The sequence below is a fragment of the Serinicoccus kebangsaanensis genome (genome assembly GCF_008919445.1).
GTDB lineage: Bacteria > Actinomycetota > Actinomycetes > Actinomycetales > Dermatophilaceae > Ornithinicoccus > Ornithinicoccus kebangsaanensis.
Map to the genome: position 1 here is coordinate 16,580 of NZ_VSLG01000003.1, position 17,683 is coordinate 34,262.

Here is a 17,683-nt window from a genome sequence, read left to right on the forward strand (position 1 = left end):
TGATCTCCTTCCCCGCTCACCGGGTCGGTCCTGCGCCGTGCGGGTCGTCCGCCACGAGCTCCTGACGCTGCCGGCCGAGTCCCCCGATCTCCAGCTCCACCACGTCCCCGGGTCGCAGGTAGGGGAACCGCCCGGAGAGGGCGACGCCCTCCGGCGTGCCGGTGAGCACCAGGTCTCCCGGCTCGAGCCGGAGGTACTGGCTCAGGTGGTGCACGATTTGGCCCACCGAGAAGATCAGGTCGGCGGTCGAGGAGTCCTGGCGCGGCTCGCCGTTGACCCAGGACCGCAGCCGCAGGGCCGAGGGGTCGACCTCCTGCGCCGGCACCAGCCACGGGCCGAGGGGGGAGTATCCCGGTGCGCACTTGCCCTTGGACCATTGCCCGCCCGACTCCTCCAATTGCCAGGTGCGCTCCGAGAGGTCGTTGCACAGCGCATAGCCCGCGATGCACCCGAGCGCCTCCTCCGGCGAGGACAGCTGCCAGGCCGGCCGCCCCACCACCAGGGCCAGCTCGACCTCCCAGTCCGTCTTCTCGCTGCCGGGGGGCACGCGCACGGTGTCGTGCGGACCCGCCACGGTGTTGGGCGTCTTGAGGAAGAGCACCGGCCGCTCGGGGGGCGCGGCACCGGACTCGGCGGCGTGGGCGGCGTAGTTCATCCCGATGCAGAGCACCGCGCCGGGCCGGGCGATCGGGGCGCCGATCCGCAGCCCCTCGATGTCCAGCCGCGGCAGCGACCCCTCACCCGCGGCCCGGGCCGCCCGGGCCAGTCCGTCCCCCTCGAGGAACGGCCCGTCGATCGCGTCCGTCAGGGGCGACAGGTCGAAGGTCGACACCTCCCCCGCCTCCTCGACCTGGACGACGGGTGTCTCCGCGCCGGGCTCACCCACCTGAAGAAATCGCACCGACTGGCCTCTCTGTCGTGTCCCGGACGCCGGGGCCTCCGGGTGGCGCGATCCCGCGCCGGATCGGGTGGTCGTCCGATGATCGTGCACCGGCCCATTGACCGTCAAACATCGGATGTCTAATCTTGAGCGACACTATCACCCAGCTGAGGAGCGCCCCGACATGAGCACCATCGCGTCCGCCGAGAGCCTGGACATCCGCTTCCCCACCTCGCGGACGCACGACGGCTCGGATGCCATGAACCCCGATCCCGACTACTCCGCGGCCTACGTGGTCCTGGAGACCGACGCCGCCGACGGGCTCAGCGGCCATGGCTTCGTCTTCACCATCGGGCGGGGCAACGAGGTGGTCCGGGCTGCGCTCGAGGCGCTGCGGCCGCTCTTGGTCGGCCAGCCGGTCGAGCCCCTCCTCGACGACATGGGTGGGACCTGGCGGCGCCTCGTGCACGACTCGCAGCTGCGCTGGCTCGGGCCGGAGAAGGGCGTCATGCACATGGCGATCGGGGCGGTGGTGAACGCCCTCTGGGACCTCAAGGCCAAGCGGGCGGGCCTGCCGCTGTGGCAGCTGCTGGCGGGGATGGCTCCCGAGGAGCTGGTCGACCTGGTCGACTTCCGCTACCTCACCGACGCGCTCACCCGTGAGGAGGCGCTCGAACTGCTGCGTCGTGCCGAGCCCGGCCGCGCCGAGCGCCAGGAGCAGCTGCTCCGAGACGGGTACCCGGCCTACACCACCACCCCGGGGTGGCTCGGCTACGACGACGAGAAGCTGCGGCGGCTGTGCGAGGAGGCGGTGGCCGACGGCTTCACCCAGATCAAGCTCAAGGTCGGGACCGACCTGGCCGACGACGTGCGGCGACTGCGCATCGCCCGGGACGCGGTCGGGCCGGACGTGGCGATCGCCGTCGACGCCAACCAGCGCTGGGACGTTCAGGAGGCGGTCGACTGGATCCGCGGGCTCGGCGACGAGCACCTCGCCTGGGTCGAGGAGCCCACCAGCCCGGACGACGTCCTGGGCCATGCCGCGATCGCGCGGGCCATCGCCCCGATCCCGGTCGCCACCGGCGAGCACGCCGCCAACCGGGTGATCTTCAAGCAGATGCTCCAGGCCGGCTCCCTGGAGGTGCTGCAGCTGGACGCGACGCGGGTGGCCGGCGTCAACGAGAACATCGCCATCCTGCTGCTCGCCGCCAAGTTCGGCGTCCGGGTCTGCCCGCACGCCGGCGGAGTCGGACTCTGCGAGGCCGTGCAGCACCTCAGCATGTTCGACCTCGTCTCGGTGTCCGGGTCTGCCGACGGCCGGTTCGTCGAGTACGTCGACCACCTGCACGAGCACTTCGTGACCCCCACGGTGCTGGACGGGGGGCGCTACCGCGCTCCCCTCGCGCCCGGCGCCGGCACCGAGATGAGGCAGGACAGCCGGGAGCGGTATGCCTTCCCCTCCGGCGCCGCGTGGTCGGGGACCGAGCGCACGGACGCCACTCCCGTCCTCGGCCGGCCGGAGCCCGTCGAGGTGTGACGCGACCGGCTCCGGCCGGTCGCGTCCGGGCCTGCGGGTCACGGCGACGGGGGCCCGGCCGAAGCCAGGCCCCCGCGCGGGACAGCGACGAGACGTCGGGTGTCTGTCACTGGTAGAGCATCGCCTGGATCTCTTCGTCCTCGATGTTGGACTGGTCCACCCAGAAGGACCCGGTGTCGATGATCTCCTCGACGTCCTCGCCCTCGATGACCTGCACCGCGGACTCCACGGTGAAGCGACCGATGCCCTGCGGGTCCTGCGTGATCAGACCGGCCATCACACCGCTGTTGATCGCGTCGATCTGCGCCTGACCGGAGTCGAAGCCGATGATCGTGACCTCGCCGGGCTCCATGCCCAGCTCGTTGACCGCGTTGACGATGCCGATGGCCGAGCCCTCGTTGGTGCCGTAGAGGCCGGCCATGTCCGAGTTCGCGGCGAGCATGGTCTTGGCGATGTCGGCGGACTTCAGGTGGTCCCCGTCGCCGTACTGGATGTCGACCACCTCGATGTCGGGGTAGTCCGCCTCGATCTTGTCGACGAAGCCGTCCCGCCGCTCGACGCCGGTGCTGTTGATCTGGCTGTGCGCGACGACACCGACCTTGCCCTCACCGCCGATGAGCTCGGCCATGTGCTCGGCGGCCAGGGCACCGGCCACCATCGAGTCGGTCTTGGAGATGTTGACCGGGACCTCGGAGTCGCAGCCCGCGTCGAACTCGACCACGGGGATGCCCGCCTGCTCGGCCTCCTCGTAGAGCGGCACGCAGGCCTCCGGGTCGAGGGCGGCGAAGCCGATCGCGTCCGGCCCGCGCTCGATGGCGCTGCGCAGCATCTGGAGCTGGGCGTCGATCTCGGTCTCGGAGGCGGGGCCGTCGAAGGTGACGCTCACCCCGAGCTCCTCGGCCTTCTCCTCCGCGCCGGACTGCACGGCCTGCCAGAACTGGTGCTGGAATCCCTTGGAGACGAGGGCGATGTCGTACTCACCGTCCTCGGCGCCGCCCTCCTCGCCACCGCTGCCGCCCTCGGCCTCGGCCTCGGCGCCGGGGTCCTCGACGAGCTCGCCCGAGCTGCCGCCGCAGGCGGACAGGGTGAAGGCGGCGGTGGCCGCCACGGCCAGGAAGGTCGCTCTGCTGTGCTTCATGTGGTCTGCTCCTTTGCAGGATGGGTGTCCGATCAGGACGTCAGGGGGTGGTGGAACGGGTCGGCACGGGTGTCCGTGCGGATCGACGGACGGGAGGGGCTAGGCGCGGCCACCCCCTTCGGCCCGGCGCTTGCGGAGGTTGTCGGCGAAGACGGCGACGAGCACGACGATGCCGACCACGACCGTCTGCCACTCGGACTGGACGGCCATGATGCGCAGGCCGTTGATGAGCACGCTCATGATGAGCGCCCCGATCAGGGTGCCCAGGATGCTGCCCCGGCCGCCGAGCAGGGAGGTGCCGCCGATGATGACCGCGGCGATGGCCTGCAGCTCGTAGCCCATGCCCAGCTGGGGCTGGGCCGAGCTCAGCCGCGACGCCAGGACGACGCCCGCGAGCCCGGTGCACGCGCCGGCGAGGGCATAGATCCCGAGCAGCCACCGGCGGGTGTTGATGCCGGACAGCCGGGTGGCCTCCTCGTTGCTGCCGATGGCGTAGGTCATCCGGCCCAGCACGGTCTTGGTGAGGACCACCCCGAGCACCAGGGCCAGGGCGAAGAGGATGAGGACGGCGTTGGGGATGCGGGGCACCAGCTGACCCAGCGCGATCTGCTGGAAGCCCGGCACCCCGCTGAGGTAGATCGGTCGCACGCCCGAGAGGACGAGCGCCAGGCCCTGGGCGACCATCATCATCGCCAGGGTGGCGATGAAGGGCGGCAGCCCCAGGACGGCGACGTTGAAGCCGTTGATGAAGCCCACGAGCGCACCGAAGGCGATGCCACCCAGGACCCCGACGATCAGCGGCAGCCCCATGTCCGTGAGCAGCAGACCGGTGACGACCGAGCACAACGTCATACCGGTGCCGATCGACAGGTCGATCCCGCCGGTGATGATGACGAAGGTCGTGCCGACGGCGAGGATGCCGATGACCGCGGTCGCCAGCAGGATCGAGGTCAGGTTGCTCACGGTGAAGAAGTTCGGGCTGGCCACGGCGAAGAAGAGCATCAGCGCCATGAGCGTGCCGAAGGCGAGGAGCTGCTGCAGCCCCTGCCCGAGGCGGCCGCGCCAGCCGCCGGTCGACTGCTCCGGAGGGGCCTCGGCACCCTCGTCCGAGGTCTGCCTCTCCTTCGCCGGTGCCTGAGATTCAGTCATGCCACATCTCCCTCGTCGATGTTCTTGGTGGCGAGCGCCATCACCTTCTCCTGGTCCGCCTCGTCGTTGGCGAGCTCACCGGTGACCCGGCCCTCGGACATGACCACGATCCGGTGGGCGAGCCGCAGCACCTCGGGCAGCTCGGAGCTGATCACCATCACCGCCTTGCCCCGGCCCGCCAGGTCGTGGAGCAGCCGGTAGATCTCCTCCTTGGCGCCGACGTCGATGCCGCGCGTCGGCTCGTCGAAGATCAGCACGTCGCAGTCCCGCGCCAACCACTTGGCGATGACGATCTTCTGCTGGTTGCCCCCCGAGAGGTTCTTGACCATCGCCCGCGTCGACGGCGTCTTGATCCGCAGCGCATCGACGAAGGAGGAGGCGAGCTGACGGGCCTTGCCTCCGCGGAGGACACCGAGGGGACCCCGGACCTGGGCCAGCGAGGACATGGTCACGTTGAAGGCGACGTCCTGCTCCAGCATCAGCCCGTGCCGCTTGCGGTCCTCGGGCAGGTAGCCGATCCCCCGGCGGACCGCCTGGTCCGGCCGCGAGATCCGGACTTCCTCCCCGCGGACGTAGATCGTGCCGGCGCTGATCGGGTCGGCGCCGATGATCGCCCTCGCGGTCTCGGTGCGACCGGCGCCCATGAGCCCGGCGAAGCCGAGGATCTCCCCCCGGTGGAGGTCGAAGGAGACGTCCGACAGCAGTCCCCTGGTCGACAGTCCTCGGACCGAGAGCACGACCTCCGCGTCGCCGCCCTGCCGTTCCGGCCGGTCCTCGTGGTGCGCGGAGAGCTCGCGGCCGACCATCATCGCGATGATCTCCTCGTCGGTGACCTCGCCGATGTCGCGCGTGTCGACATACCGGCCGTCCCGGAGCACCGTCACCCGGTCCGCGATCTCGCGCAGCTCCTCCATCCGGTGGGAGATGTAGACGATGCCCACCCCGCGCTCACGCAGCGAGGCGATGAGGCGGAAGAGCACCTCCGTCTCGGAGATGCTGATGGCCGAGGTGGGCTCGTCCATCACCAAGATCTTGGTCGACTCGAAGGACAGCGCCTTGGCGATCTCCACCATCTGCTGCTGCGCCACGGTCAGGTCACCGACCACCGCGGTGGGCCGCAGCCGGATGCCGATCTCGTCCAGCAGCGCCTGCGTCTGCCGACGCAGCGCGCGCTCCTGGAGCATGGGTCCGACCCGTGGCTCACGACCGATGTAGATGTTCTGCGCCACGGTGAGGTGCGGCAGCAGGTTCATCTCCTGGTGGATGATGCTGATCCCGAGCTCCTGGGCGGCGCGGGGCCCGGCGATCTCCACCTGCTCCCCGTCGATGCTGATCGTCCCGGTGTCCCTGGCGTAGATGCCGGAGAGGATCTTCATCAGGGTGGACTTGCCCGCACCGTTCTCCCCCACCAGGGCGAGCACCTCGCCCCGGTCGAGGACGAGGTCGACGTCCTGCAACGCCTGCACCCCCGGGAATCCCTTGGAGACGTCCCGGATCTCAAGGAGTGCACTCATTCGTCACCTTCTCCATCGAAGTCAGATCCTCGTCGGTCGGTGGGAGGGACCTCTCACCGACTAGACATCCTATGTCTGGCCGATACTACGACGTATCTCGGTCAGACGACACCCTTGCGCAGCAGATAGCACGAGTAGGGGATGGTCTCCCCGGTCTGGACGAAGGCCATCGCCCCCTCCGCGAGGTCGTAGAAGTCGAACCGGGCCACCGGCTCGACCCGGATCTCGCCCTCCCCGGCGCCTGCAGCCGCGGCGACCAGCGCGGTGGTCGCGTCCGTGATGCGCTCCGGGTCGTCGTCGATCTCCATCCGCTGGACCGGGGCCTCGACGAAGCCGTCGAGGGGCAGGACGCTCAGCAGCGCCCGCGCGGCCGCGGCGGTGTCCGCGCCACGCAGGTCGATCACCGGCACGGAGTAGCGGTAGGCGGGGAAGTTGCGGTCGACCAGACCGATGACGTCCCCGTGTCCCATCTCGTCGAGCAGCCGCAGCAGCGATCCGGTGAGCAGGGGGTCGGTGTTCTTCAGCACGGGCTTCCTCCGTCGTATCCGCGGTGGTCGGGGTTGGGGCGTGTGGTCCAGCCACCCGCACCGTCGTCGACCACCAGGGACGCCATGCCCTCCGCGGCCTCGATGAGGGCGTAGTTCTGCCCGGAGTCAGCGGGATAGCAGAACATCGTCACGAAGGGCTCGGTGCCGGTGTTGACGCTGCGGTGCACCCAGTGGCCGGGCACGTGGACCGCCTCGCCGGGCGACAGCGGCAGCGCCTTCGTCCTCCCGTCGACGGTGTCCACCAGCATGACCCCGGTGCCGCTGAGGCAGTAGTACAGCTCGGCACGGTTCGGGCGGGCGTGCAGGTGCCCGCGGGTCACCGCGAACTCGTCGCCGTAGCGGCCGGGCAGCAGGGTGCTGGTGCCGACGATCAGCGCGCCGTCGTCCTCCACGTCACGCTGCTCCTGGACCGTGTAGACCACCGCGTCAGCACCCCGGGCGGCGAGCTGCTCGGCGTAGGCCGTGCGGTCGCGGTAGACCCCGTCCATGTCCCCGAGACGCTTGGTGTAGCGCCCGGTGGCCCCGGTCAGGCGACCGTCGGTGGCCACGGCCAGACGGGCCGGGTCAGGGGGCGGGCTCGGCACGGTGGATCTCCTCGGTCGCGGTGGTCGGCGATGACGACAGAGCCGACGATAAGCCGTGACGACCTGTCATGACAAGAGGTTGACAACTTGTCATGACATCGGCAGTCTCTGGGAGACGGATCAGGCCCCCGGCTCGCAGGAGAGACAACGATGATCGTGGCGCACGACCTCGGCACGACGGGGGACAAGGCCTCGCTCCACGACGACGCCGGGCACACCCTGGCCACCTTCACCGCCGAGTACCCCACCCGCTTCGACGCGCACGGCGTCGCCGAGCAGGACCCGGAGCAGTGGTGGCAGGCCGTCGGCACCGCCACCCGGGGCCTGCTGGAGCAGACCGGCACCCCGAGCAGCGAGGTCCGGGGGGTCGGGCTCTCCGGGCAGATGATGGGTGCCGTCTTCCTGGACGGGGCCCATCACGTCACCCGACCCGCCATCATCTGGGCAGACCACCGCAGCGCGCCGCAGGCCGACCGGCTGCTGGCCGAGGTCGGGCAGGACACGGCATACCGCGAGCTGGGGCACCGGATCCACCCGACCTACACGCTGGCCAAGATGATGTGGGTGCGGGAGAACGAGCCCGAGGTGTGGGGGCGCACCCGCCACGTCTGCCTGGCCAAGGACTTCGTCGTCCATCGACTCACCGGGGTGCTCGTCACCGACCCCTCGGACGCCTCCGGGACCGACGCCTTCGACCAGGTGGCCGGCCGGTGGTCGGCGCGGATGCTGGACGCGGCCGGTGTCGACGAGGGACTGCTCCCCGAGGTGGTGCCGTCGACGACGGTGGTCGGCGGGCTCACCCCGGAGGCCGCCGCGGCGACCGGTCTGGATGCCGGCACCCCCGTGGTCCTGGGCGGTGGCGACGGGCCGATGGCGGCCGTGGGCGCGGGGGTCCTCACCGCCGACGACGCGGCCTACGCCTGCCTCGGCTCGTCGTCGTGGATCTCCTGCTCCTCGACCCGCCCGCTGCACGACCCGGAGCTGCGGTCGATGACCTTCAACCACGTCGTCCCGGACCACTACGTGCCGACCGCCACGATGCAGGCCGGTGGCGCGAGCCTGAGCTGGGTGATCGACCTGCTCGGCGGTGCCGGCGCCTACGACCGGCTGCTCTCGGAGGCCGCGCACGTGGCCGCCGCCGACGAGGGGTTGTTCTTCCTGCCCTACCTGCTCGGCGAGCGCTCGCCGAACTGGAACGCGGACGCCGCCGGCACCTTCGCCGGGCTGCAGCGCCACCACGGCCCGGCGCACCTGGTCCGCGCGGTGCTCGAGGGTGTCGCCTTCAACCTGAGGACCTGCATGGACGCCTTCACCGAGAACGGCGTGGGCATGGAGGCCGTGGACGTCATCGGTGGCGGCGCGCAGAGCGCGGTCTGGATGCAGGTGCTCGCCGACGTGTGGCAGGTCCCGGTGCGGCAACGCACCATCGTCGCCGACGCCAACAGCCTCGGTGCCGCGGTCACGGCCGCGGTCGGTCTCGACCTCGTCGACGGCTTCGACGTCGCCCGGACCCTGTCCTCCCTCACCGACGAGTTCACGCCCGACGCCACGCGTCGTGACCTGGCGGCGGCCCAGCACGAGGTCTTCCTGGGCGCCTACGACCGGCTCGAGCCCTGGTTCAGCACCCGGACGGTCACCCGGTGAGCGCCACCGTCCTCGTCACCTCGCGGTCCTTCTCCTCCGGCTCCCTCGACCTCGTCGGCCGCCTGGAGGAGGCCGGCCTCCGGGTGGTGCGGGGTCCGGCGGACCACGACCTCGCCTCGCTCGGGGCCTACCTCGTGGACGCGACCGCCTGGATCGCCGGCACCGGCCCGGTCACCGACCAGCACCTGGAGCGGGCCCCCGGGCTGCGCGTGCTCGCGCGCTACGGCGTCGGGGTGGACGCGGTCGACCTCGCCGCCGCCGCCCGCCGCGGGGTCACCGTCACCAACACGCCCGGGGCGAACACCGAGGCGGTGGCCGAGCACGCGCTCGCCCTGCTCCTCGCGGTGCTGCGCTCCGTGCCCGCGGGAGACCGTCGGGTCCGGGACGCCGACTGGAGCGTCACGAGGGGACGGCAGCTGGCGGGGTCCACCGCCGGCGTGGTGGGGCTGGGTCGCATCGGGCGCGCGGTCGCCGCGCGGCTGGCCGCGCTGGGCTGCACCGTCCTCGCCCACGACCCCTGGCTGTCCGACGATGAGGTGCGCTCGGCCGGGCCGGAGCCCACGACGCTGGACGAGCTGGTGCAGGAGTGCGACGTCGTGTCGCTGCACGCACCCGGCGGACGGACGCTCGTGGACCCGACCTGGACCGGCGCCAGCCGCCCCGGTCAGGTGCTGGTCAACACCGCCCGCGCCGACCTGGTCGACGAGGCCGCCGTCGCCGCCGGGTTGGCCTCCGGTCGGCTGGGTGGGTATGCCGCGGACACGCTGGTCTCCGAGTCCGGCAGCGCGACCTCCCCGCTCCTGGAGGCCGCCCTGGCCGACCGCGTGGTCCTCACCCCGCACCTGGGCGCCCAGACCACCGAGGCGGTCGACCTCATGGGCTCGATGGCCGTCGCAGCCGTCCTCGACGTCCTGCAGGGACGCGAACCCGCGCACCCGGTGCCCACCCGGGCGGGGAACACCCGATGACCGCGCGGATGAGGTTCGTCGGCGTCACCACGGGCTCCTCGTCGATCATGCGCCTCTTCCCGGTCTGGTCCGAGCTGCTCGGCCTGGACGCCGAGCTGGTCGGGCTGGACATCCCGCTCGACGCACCGGCCGCCTCCTACCGCGCCGCGATGCGCGAGATGCAGGAGGACCCGGACTGCGTCGGCGCCCTGGTGACCACCCACAAGATCGCGCTGCTGGACGCGACCCGCGACATGTTCGACGACCTCGACCCGTTCGCCGCGGCCGTCGGGGAGGTGTCGTCGATCGCCTTCGGTCCGGCCGGGACCCGGGGCGCCGCCAAGGACCCGGTGACCGCCGGCCTGGCGCTCGAGGAGTTCCTCGACCCGGGCCACTTCGCGGCCGGCGGGCACGTCCTGTGCCTCGGCGCCGGCGGCGCGGGCACCGCCCTGGGGTGGTACCTCGCGCAGCGCACGGACCGCACCGGCCCGCTCACCTTCGTCGACCCCGCCCCGGAGCGGCTGGAGCACCTCCGGGCCACCCTGACCGCCCGCTGGCCGGACCTCGACCTGCGCACGAGGCTCCTGGACGAGACCGACGTGTCCGACCTGCTGCGCTCGCTGCCGCCGGCCAGCCTGGTCGTCAACGCCACCGGGCTGGGCAAGGACCGTCCGGGCAGCCCGGTGCCGGACGGCGCCACCTTCCCCCGGGGCGCGGTGGTGTGGGAGCTGAACTACCGCGGCAGCCTGGAGTTCCTGCACCAGGCACGCGCCCAGCAGGCCGGGCAGGGCCTCACCGTCGTGGACGGCTGGCGCTACTTCATCCACGGGTGGACCCAGGTGATCTCCGAGGTGTTCGGGGTCGACATGCCCCCCGAGACGGTCCAGACGCTGGCGCAGGCCGCGAGGACCTCACCGTGACCGGCGTCGTCCGCACGGTGCTCGGCGACATCGCTCCGGACGCGCTCGGGCCCACCGACTACCACGAGCACCTCTTCCAGGTGACCCCGCTGCTGCCCGGTGAGGACCTCGACGACGAGGACGCCAGCCGCGCCGAGGCGGCCGCACTGCTCGCCTCGGGCGCGAGCGCGATGGTCGAGGCGACGCCCACGGGTCTGGGCCGGCGCCCGCAGGCGGTCGCCCGCATCTCCAGGGACACCGGCCTGCACGTCGTCCACACCACCGGGCTGCACCGGCACGCCCACTACCCGGGGCCGCACCAGCCCACCGAGCTGTCCCGGTCGGACCTGCTGTCCCGCTTCCGCGCCGACCTGCTCGTCGGGATGGACGACACCGCCGTCCGAGCGGGTCTGCTCAAGGCCGGGGTCGGCTACTGGTCCGCGGACGAGGTGGAGCGCACGGTGCTGGACGCGGTGGGGCAGCTGGCGGCCGAGACGGGGGCACCGGTGATGGTCCACCTGGAGCACGGCAGCGCCGCCCACAAGGTCCTGGACCTGCTCGACGAGAGCGGCTGCCCGCCCGACCGCGTCGCGCTCGCGCACGTGGACCGCAACCCCGACCCCGGGCTGCATCTCGAGCTGGCGGCGCGGGGCGCCTACCTGGGGTACGACGGGGCGGCCCGGCACCAGCGCTGGCCCGACTCGATGCTCCTCGACTGCCTGGCCGAGGTCGTCGCCGGCGGAGGCGGGCGGCGGCTGCTGCTCGGCGGGGACGTCGCCCGGCGATCCCGCTACGTCTCCTACGGTGGTATGCCCGGCCTCGCCTACCTCTTCGACCGCTTCGTCCCGCGGGTCCGGGCCCGGGTGGGCGACGAGGCGACCGACCAGATCCTCACCGAGAACCCGGCCCGCTGGCTGAGCTGGGAACCCGGACCCGCCCCCCGGCACCGTCCAGAGAAAGGCTCCGTGGTCCATGACCAGCACCGAGGTTGACGCCCCGTCCGCGATGGTGGACCTGATGCACCGCGGACCGGTGATCCCGGTCGTGGTGATCGACGACGCCGCCACGGCGGTCCCGTTGGCACGCGCCCTCGCCCGCGGCGGTGTGCAGGTCGTCGAGATCACGCTGCGGACCAGCGCGGCGCTGGACGCGATCCGACGGATCTCCCACGAGGTCACGGACGTGGTGGTCGGCGCGGGGACGGTCACCTCGCCCTGGCAGGCGGAGGAGGCCGCACGCGCCGGAGCCGAGTTCCTCGTCACGCCCGGCGGCCCTGCCGGGCTGGTCGACGCCGCACTGGGCACCGGGCTGCCGGTGCTCCCCGGAGCGACCTCGCTCACCGAGATGATGACGCTGCTGGACCGCGGCCTGCGGGCGCTCAAGTTCTTCCCCGCGGTCCCGGCCGGGGGCGCCCCCTACCTCGCGGCGGTGCACGGTCCCCTCCCCCAGGCCGTCTTCTGCCCCACCGGTGGCATCACCGCCGACACGGCGGGCACCTTCCTGACGCTGCCGAACGTCGCCTGCGTCGGCGGGTCCTGGCTGACCCCCGCGACGGCGCTGGCCGAGCGCGACTGGGACCGGGTGACCGCCCTCGCCACCACCGCCGCCTCGCTCCGGAGCTGATCGCCATGACCGCCGAGCCCGAGACCCCGCCGAGCGGCACGATCGACCGCAGCGCGTCGACGCCGTACTACCTGCAGCTCAAGCACATCCTGCAGGACCAGGTGAGCAGTGGGCTGCTGCGCCCGGGTGACCAGCTGGAGGGGGAGCACGACCTCGGCCGGCGGTACGGCGTGTCCCGTCCCGTCGTGCGCCAGGCGCTGGCGGAGCTGCACCGCGAGAACGTGCTCGAACGGGTCCGGGGCCGCGGCACCTTCGTCGCCGAGCCACGGACCTCCCAGAGCCTGGTCCAGTTCGTCCACGGGCTCTACGACGACGTCGCGGCCCTCGGCAGGACGCTGCGCAGCGAGGTCCGCCGGTTCACCGTCGAGCCCGCCGACCACGACCTCGGGCTCCGTCTCGGGGTGGACCTCGACACACCGGTCATCGCCCTGGAGAGACTCCGCTTCGTCGACGACGAGCCCTGGGTCTACACCATCAGCCACGTCCCGTTCGCCCTCGCCCCCGACCTGCTCACGCACGACCTCACCCGGCTCTCGCTCTACCACCTGCTGCAGGAGGTCTACGGCCTGCAGATCGAGCGCAGCGACCGCGTCGTGGAGGCCCAGGCCGCCGACACCGAGCTGGCCAAGGACCTGCGCATCCCACCCGGCGGACCGGTGCTCAAGCTGACCAGCGTGAGCTTCACCACCGACGGGACGCCCCTGGAGACCTTCGTGGCCTACCACCGGGCCGACCGGTCCCGGTTCGAGGTGAGCCTCACCCGCTCGGAGCAGGGTGGACCCTCTCACCCGGTCGTGCGGATCGTCTGACCCCACGCCGCGGACCCCCGCTGCGGCACGACCTGCACCACGGCGACGGGCGACATACCTAGGATGCCGTCATGTCCCTGACCGACCAGGCGATCCTCAGGATCAAGGAGATGATCATCTCCGGCGAGCTGGGACCGGGCGACCGGTTGCCGCCGGAGCAGGAGCTCAGCGAGCGGCTCGGGCTCTCCCGCAACTCCCTGCGGGAGGCGGTCAAGGCGCTGTCCATGTTCCGCGTCGTCGACGTGCGCCGCGGCGACGGCACCTATGTGACGAGCCTGCGCCCCTCGCTGCTCACGGACGCCCTGGGGTTCGTGGTGGACCTGCACCAGGACAGCAGCGTCCTGGAGCTGATGGAGGTCCGCCGGGTGCTGGAGGCGGCCGCGGTCCGCCGCGCCGCCGCACGCATCAGCGACGCGCAGCTGCAGGAGCTGTGGGCCTCCATCCCGGACGCCGAGGGCCTGGACCCCGAGGACCTGGTGAGCGCCGACCTCACCTTCCACCGGCTGCTCGCGGTGGCGTCCGGCAACGACTACCTCGTGGGGATGCTGGACGGACTGTCGGCGAGCACCGTCCGAGCCCGGGTGTGGCGCAGCCTCACCGAGGAGGGCGCGGTGGAGCGGACGATCCGGGAGCACGAGGCGATCCTGCGCGCGCTCGAGGCGCACGACAGCGAGCTGGCGGAGGCGAGCCTGGTCGCCCACATCGGCGGGGTCGAGGCGTGGCTGAGGCACACCCTCGCCACCGAGGAACGCGCGTCCCAGGCGGCGCTGCTGGACGGCGACGGCGACGAGCAGCCGCTCCCCGAAGGACCGGGCTGACCGCGGGCCGTCGCGTCAGCGGGAGGCGGCTGCCCGCGCGTCGCTCTCGAAGTCGGCGACCGCCCGCGCGGTGAGCTCGTCCTCCACCACCGCGCGGGCCACGGCCTCACCCAGGGTGAAGTCCGGCACCCCGGCCGCGGCCAGCCGCGCCACGTCGTCGGCCGAGCGCAGCGATGCCGCCAGGATCCGGGTGGGCTCGGACCCGATCGCCTGCTGCATCTGGATCACCGCCTCCACGCCCGGGCGGCCCGCGTCGGTCATCCGGCCGACGTAGGGGGCGACCCCGGCGAGCCCCAGGTCCCGCGCCAGCACGGCCTGGACCGGGTGGTACACCGCCGTGAGGAGGATCGGCACGCCGTCCCGCGCGAGGGTGGACGCGGCCGCGAGCCCCGCTGCCGAGGCCGGGACCTTGACCGTCACCGGGCCGAGCTCGAGCAGCCGCTGCGCCGACGCGAGCATCTGCGCCGTCTCCGTGCCGAGCACCTGGGCGTAGATCGACCCCACGCCCAGATCCCGCAGGGAGCGGTAGAGCTCGGGCAGGTCGTCCTGGGCCAGTCCCGCCCGGGACAGGATGGTGGGGTTGGTCGTCACCCCGCGGAAGACCCCGGTGGGCCACAGCTCCTCGACGAGGGCGAGGTCGGCGGAGTCGATGTACAGGCCCATGGGCGCTCCTAGGGTCGTGGTCGTCGCGGGACGGGTCGGGTCGGCGGTCAGGTCGGTGCGATGGTCGCGGCGAGCCGGGAGACGGTGCGGACGGTCCGCCCGGTGAGCTCCCAGGACGGCTCGTCCCGCTCCCCCCGCGCCACCTGACGGGCGAAGGCGCGCACCTGCTCGGCGTACTGGTCGCCCTCGCAGGACAGCTCCCGCCGACCGCGCTCGTCCTCGACCACGAGGGTCGCGACGCCGCCGTGGCGGTCCGCGCGGAAGACGTCGGTCAGCGTGACCGCACCCCGGGTGCCGATGACGGTGGCCGAGTTGCGGAACGGGGCATCGAAGCTGCAGTCGAAGGTCGCCAGGACCGGGCCGTACCGCAGCGCTGCCGCGAGCCGGGTCTCCACCCCGTCCGGACGGTCACGGGAGGACACGGTCGAGACCTCGTCGGGCTCGGCGCCGGTCAGCATCCCGAACAGGTCGACGCAGTAGCAGCCCAGGTCCCGGAGGCTGCCGCCCCCCAGCGACGGGTCGAGCCTGATGTCGTCGGCGCCGTCGCGCCGGTCCAGGTCGAAGTGCAGGCGCGCCTCGAGGGCGACGAGGTCACCGAGACCGCCCTCGGAGCAGAGTCCGCGCAACGTCTCCAGCTGCGGGTGGTGGCGATACATGAAGGCCTCGGCCACGACGACCCCGGCGGCCTCGGCGGCCCGCTCGACGCCCTCCAGCTGCGCCGGCCCCATGACCATCGGCTTCTCGCACAGCACGTGCTTGCCGGCGGCGGCGGCACGCTCCACCCACGCCGCGTGCTCGGTGTTCGGCAGCGCGACGTAGACGGCGTCGACCCCGGCGTCGGCGAGGAGCTCCTCGTGCGAGTCGTAGGCCCGACCGATCCCCAGCCGCCGGGCATACCCGGGTGCGCGCCCGCTGGCGCTGCTCACGGCGACGACGTCGCCCGCACCGGACCGACGGATCGCCGGGATCACCTGCTCCTCGGCGATGCGCGCCGCTCCCAGGACACCCCAGGCCAGGTGGCTGTCGGACATGATCTCCTCCACGGGCCGGGGCATGGCCGACCTGACGGAGGCAGCCATCGGATGTTTGACTACAGTCTAGCGAGAGGCGTGATCGACATCGCCAGGCGCCCGAGGGCCGGCAGGCCCGCTCGATGAGGAGGAAACCCGTGGGCAAAGTCGTCGTCTTCGGCTCGCTGAGCCAGGACCTGCACCTGCCGATGGAGCGGCACCCGAGCACCGGCGAGACGGTGATGTCGGGCGACATCGAGTACCGCTTCGGCGGCAAGGGCGCCAACCAGGCGGTGGCGGCCGCCCGTGCCGGGGTCACCTCCGTCTTCGTCGGGAAGGTCGGCGACGACCCGCAGGGCCACGAGTACGTCCGGCGGCTGGGTGCGCACGGGGTGGACACCTCCAGGATGGAGATCGTCGAGGGTGCGCCGACGGGCACGGCGATCATCTACAACGACGCGAGCGGGGAGAACATGATCGTCGTCGCGCCGGGGGCCAACCACCACGTGCAGCTCTCCGACGTGGACCGGCTGGACGACCTGACCTCGGACGACGTGCTGCTCATGCCGCTCGAGCTGCAGCACGACGTGGTGGCCGCCGCGGCCCGCCGCGGCAGCGAGCTGGGCGCGCGGGTGGTGCTCAACCTCGCGCCCTTCGCCGAGCTCCCCGACGACGTGCTCGCCCTCTGCGACCCGGTCGTCGTCAACGAGCACGAGGCCGGCCTGCTCTCCCGTGCCGGCATCACCCCGCGGTCGTTGCTGACCACCCTGGGGGCGGAGGGGTCGCGGTGGGGAGACCTCCAGGTCCCCGCCGTCCCCGTCACGCCGGTGGACACGACCGGGGCCGGTGACGCCTTCTGCGGCACCCTCGCCGCGGCGCTGTGCCGGGGCGAGGGGCGCGAGGCCGCGATGTCGCTGGCCGCCGAGGCTGCCTCGGCGTGCGTGCTGCACCACGGCGCGCAGCCTCCCCTGGAGACCTGACCCGAGATCCACGGCGCACGAGCGCCAGACGTCCGAGGAGGACCCCCTGTGAAGATCGGCTGCCACGGCCTGGTGTGGACCGGCACGTATGACGCCCGCGGCATCCGGCACGCGGTCGAACGCACCCGCACGGCCGGGTTCGACCTCGTCGAGTTCCCCCTCATGGACCTCGAGACCTTCGACGTCCGAGCCGCCCGCGAGGCGCTGGACGAGCACGGGCTGGTGGCGACCGGCAGCCTCGGGCTGACCGCCGGCACCGACATCAGCAGCGAGGACCCGGAGGCGGTGCGGGCGGGTGAGACGCTCCTGCTCCGTGCGGTGGACCTGCTCGCCGAGCTGGGGTCGCGGCACCTGTGCGGGGTGATCTACAGCGCGATGCAGAAGTATGCCGGGCCGACGACCGCCCAGGGCGTGGAGAACAGCCGCGCGGTGGTCCGGCGGGTGGCCGAGCACGCCGCGGCCGCCGGCATCCAGGTCAGTGTCGAGGTGACGAACAGGTATGAGTCGAACGTCCTCAACACCGCTCGTCAGGCCCGCGACTTCGTCGCCGGCCTGGAGCCGGGGGTGGGGGTGCACCTGGACACCTACCACATGAACATCGAGGAGGCGGGGATGTCCGCCCCGGTGCTGGAGACCGCCGACCAGCTCAGCTACGTGCACATCGGCGAGAGCCACCGCGGCTACCTGGGCACCGGCACCGTCGACTTCGCCGGCTTCTTCGCCGCGCTGCGGCAGATCGACTACGACGGACCCGTGGTCTTCGAGTCCTTCTCCTCGGCCGTCGTGTCCGCGGAGCTCAGCAACGCGCTGGGCATCTGGCGCAACCTCTGGGAGTCGGGGGACGACCTCGGCGAGCACGCCCACCGGTTCATCCGCGACCACCTCGCCGGGGAGGCATCTCCGCCCGGGCGCTGAGCACGGACCGGACGCGCCCCGGTGC

Annotated in this window: 18 protein-coding genes; 10 read left to right on the forward strand and 8 right to left on the reverse strand. The window is 72.3% G+C overall.

Features of this window, described 5'->3' with window-relative positions; translation table 11 throughout:
• Positions 1-16: 16 nt before the first annotated feature.
• Positions 17-901 carry a fumarylacetoacetate hydrolase family protein gene (locus FXF60_RS04095; protein ID WP_151524005.1) on the reverse strand — a complete coding sequence of 295 codons (885 nt, stop codon included), beginning with the start codon at positions 899-901 and terminating at the stop codon, positions 17-19.
• Between the two features lie 163 nt (positions 902-1,064).
• Here FXF60_RS04095 and FXF60_RS04100 point away from each other — a divergent pair, with 163 nt between their 5' ends.
• Positions 1,065-2,417 carry an enolase C-terminal domain-like protein gene (locus FXF60_RS04100; RefSeq protein WP_151524006.1) on the forward strand — a complete coding sequence of 451 codons (1,353 nt, stop codon included), beginning with the start codon at positions 1,065-1,067 and terminating at the stop codon, positions 2,415-2,417.
• A gap of 106 nt (positions 2,418-2,523) precedes the next feature.
• On the opposite strand, the gene FXF60_RS04105 is transcribed toward FXF60_RS04100, so the two are convergent.
• From FXF60_RS04105 to FXF60_RS04125, 5 genes are all read right to left on the reverse strand, one after another.
• On the reverse strand, positions 2,524-3,555 hold the full coding sequence (locus tag FXF60_RS04105) for an ABC transporter substrate-binding protein (RefSeq protein ID WP_151524007.1): 1,032 nt from the start codon (positions 3,553-3,555) through the stop codon (positions 2,524-2,526).
• A gap of 99 nt (positions 3,556-3,654) precedes the next feature.
• Complete coding sequence (locus tag FXF60_RS04110; RefSeq protein ID WP_151524008.1) at positions 3,655-4,704, reverse strand: ABC transporter permease; 1,050 nt, start codon at positions 4,702-4,704, stop codon at positions 3,655-3,657.
• Positions 4,701-6,218 (reverse strand): sugar ABC transporter ATP-binding protein, encoded by a 1,518-nt coding sequence (locus FXF60_RS04115; RefSeq protein WP_151524009.1) that lies wholly within the window; start codon positions 6,216-6,218, stop codon positions 4,701-4,703. The genes FXF60_RS04110 and FXF60_RS04115 overlap by 4 nt, the downstream gene beginning before the upstream one ends.
• A 101-nt stretch (positions 6,219-6,319) precedes the next feature.
• Entirely contained in the window at positions 6,320-6,745 is a 426-nt protein-coding gene (locus tag FXF60_RS04120) for an RbsD/FucU domain-containing protein (protein ID WP_151524010.1), read from the reverse strand.
• Positions 6,739-7,350, reverse strand: a complete 612-nt coding sequence (locus FXF60_RS04125; protein ID WP_151524011.1) for a glucose-6-phosphate isomerase family protein — start codon at positions 7,348-7,350, stop codon at positions 6,739-6,741. Before FXF60_RS04125 ends, FXF60_RS04120 begins: the two co-directional genes overlap by 7 nt.
• Before the next feature lie 150 nt (positions 7,351-7,500).
• Here FXF60_RS04125 and xylB point away from each other — a divergent pair, with 150 nt between their 5' ends.
• The 7 genes from xylB to FXF60_RS04160 all read left to right on the forward strand — a co-directional run bounded on the left by xylB (position 7,501) and on the right by FXF60_RS04160 (position 14,090).
• Positions 7,501-8,994, forward strand: a complete 1,494-nt coding sequence (xylB, locus tag FXF60_RS04130; protein ID WP_151524012.1) for a xylulokinase — start codon at positions 7,501-7,503, stop codon at positions 8,992-8,994.
• Entirely contained in the window at positions 8,991-9,962 is a 972-nt protein-coding gene (locus tag FXF60_RS04135) for an NAD(P)-dependent oxidoreductase (protein ID WP_151524013.1), read from the forward strand. Before xylB ends, FXF60_RS04135 begins: the two co-directional genes overlap by 4 nt.
• The gene (locus tag FXF60_RS04140) at positions 9,959-10,861 is read left to right on the forward strand and encodes a shikimate dehydrogenase family protein (protein ID WP_151524014.1); all 903 of its coding nucleotides are present in this window, start codon (positions 9,959-9,961) and stop codon (positions 10,859-10,861) included. Before FXF60_RS04135 ends, FXF60_RS04140 begins: the two co-directional genes overlap by 4 nt.
• Positions 10,858-11,832, forward strand: coding sequence for a phosphotriesterase family protein (locus FXF60_RS04145; protein WP_151524015.1), 975 nt, complete (start codon positions 10,858-10,860; stop codon positions 11,830-11,832). Before FXF60_RS04140 ends, FXF60_RS04145 begins: the two co-directional genes overlap by 4 nt.
• Entirely contained in the window at positions 11,813-12,463 is a 651-nt protein-coding gene (eda, locus tag FXF60_RS04150) for a bifunctional 4-hydroxy-2-oxoglutarate aldolase/2-dehydro-3-deoxy-phosphogluconate aldolase (protein WP_151524016.1), read from the forward strand. Before FXF60_RS04145 ends, eda begins: the two co-directional genes overlap by 20 nt.
• 5 nt (positions 12,464-12,468) lie before the next feature.
• Positions 12,469-13,272, forward strand: coding sequence for a GntR family transcriptional regulator (locus FXF60_RS04155; RefSeq protein WP_151524017.1), 804 nt, complete (start codon positions 12,469-12,471; stop codon positions 13,270-13,272).
• A gap of 71 nt (positions 13,273-13,343) precedes the next feature.
• Positions 13,344-14,090 (forward strand): FadR/GntR family transcriptional regulator, encoded by a 747-nt coding sequence (locus FXF60_RS04160; RefSeq protein WP_151524018.1) that lies wholly within the window; start codon positions 13,344-13,346, stop codon positions 14,088-14,090.
• Between the two features lie 15 nt (positions 14,091-14,105).
• On the opposite strand, the gene FXF60_RS04165 is transcribed toward FXF60_RS04160, so the two are convergent.
• On the reverse strand, positions 14,106-14,753 hold the full coding sequence (locus tag FXF60_RS04165) for a transaldolase family protein (protein WP_151524019.1): 648 nt from the start codon (positions 14,751-14,753) through the stop codon (positions 14,106-14,108).
• A gap of 47 nt (positions 14,754-14,800) precedes the next feature.
• Positions 14,801-15,808, reverse strand: a complete 1,008-nt coding sequence (locus FXF60_RS04170) for a Gfo/Idh/MocA family protein (protein WP_202879555.1) — start codon at positions 15,806-15,808, stop codon at positions 14,801-14,803.
• Positions 15,809-15,921: 113 nt separating this feature from the next.
• Here FXF60_RS04170 and FXF60_RS04175 point away from each other — a divergent pair, with 113 nt between their 5' ends.
• Positions 15,922-16,743 carry a ribokinase gene (locus FXF60_RS04175; protein ID WP_238335697.1) on the forward strand — a complete coding sequence of 274 codons (822 nt, stop codon included), beginning with the start codon at positions 15,922-15,924 and terminating at the stop codon, positions 16,741-16,743.
• Between the two features lie 48 nt (positions 16,744-16,791).
• Positions 16,792-17,658 (forward strand): sugar phosphate isomerase/epimerase family protein, encoded by an 867-nt coding sequence (locus tag FXF60_RS04180; protein WP_151524022.1) that lies wholly within the window; start codon positions 16,792-16,794, stop codon positions 17,656-17,658.
• Positions 17,659-17,683: the final 25 nt, after the last annotated feature.

Bases quoted from the DNA above. Each gene is read 5' to 3' on its own strand.
- FXF60_RS04110 (WP_151524008.1), bottom strand. From the start codon at position 4,704: ATGACTGAATCTCAGGCACCGGCGAAGGAGAGGCAGACCTCGGACGAG.
- FXF60_RS04140 (WP_151524014.1), top strand. From the start codon at position 9,959: ATGACCGCGCGGATGAGGTTCGTCGGCGTCACCACGGGCTCCTCGTCG.
- FXF60_RS04170 (WP_202879555.1), bottom strand. From the start codon at position 15,808: ATGCCCCGGCCCGTGGAGGAGATCATGTCCGACAGCCACCTGGCCTGG.
- FXF60_RS04160 (WP_151524018.1), top strand. From the start codon at position 13,344: ATGTCCCTGACCGACCAGGCGATCCTCAGGATCAAGGAGATGATCATC.
- eda (WP_151524016.1), top strand. From the start codon at position 11,813: ATGACCAGCACCGAGGTTGACGCCCCGTCCGCGATGGTGGACCTGATG.
- xylB (WP_151524012.1), top strand. From the start codon at position 7,501: ATGATCGTGGCGCACGACCTCGGCACGACGGGGGACAAGGCCTCGCTC.
- FXF60_RS04115 (WP_151524009.1), bottom strand. From the start codon at position 6,218: ATGAGTGCACTCCTTGAGATCCGGGACGTCTCCAAGGGATTCCCGGGG.
- FXF60_RS04105 (WP_151524007.1), bottom strand. From the start codon at position 3,555: ATGAAGCACAGCAGAGCGACCTTCCTGGCCGTGGCGGCCACCGCCGCC.
- FXF60_RS04155 (WP_151524017.1), top strand. From the start codon at position 12,469: ATGACCGCCGAGCCCGAGACCCCGCCGAGCGGCACGATCGACCGCAGC.
- FXF60_RS04165 (WP_151524019.1), bottom strand. From the start codon at position 14,753: ATGGGCCTGTACATCGACTCCGCCGACCTCGCCCTCGTCGAGGAGCTG.
- FXF60_RS04100 (WP_151524006.1), top strand. From the start codon at position 1,065: ATGAGCACCATCGCGTCCGCCGAGAGCCTGGACATCCGCTTCCCCACC.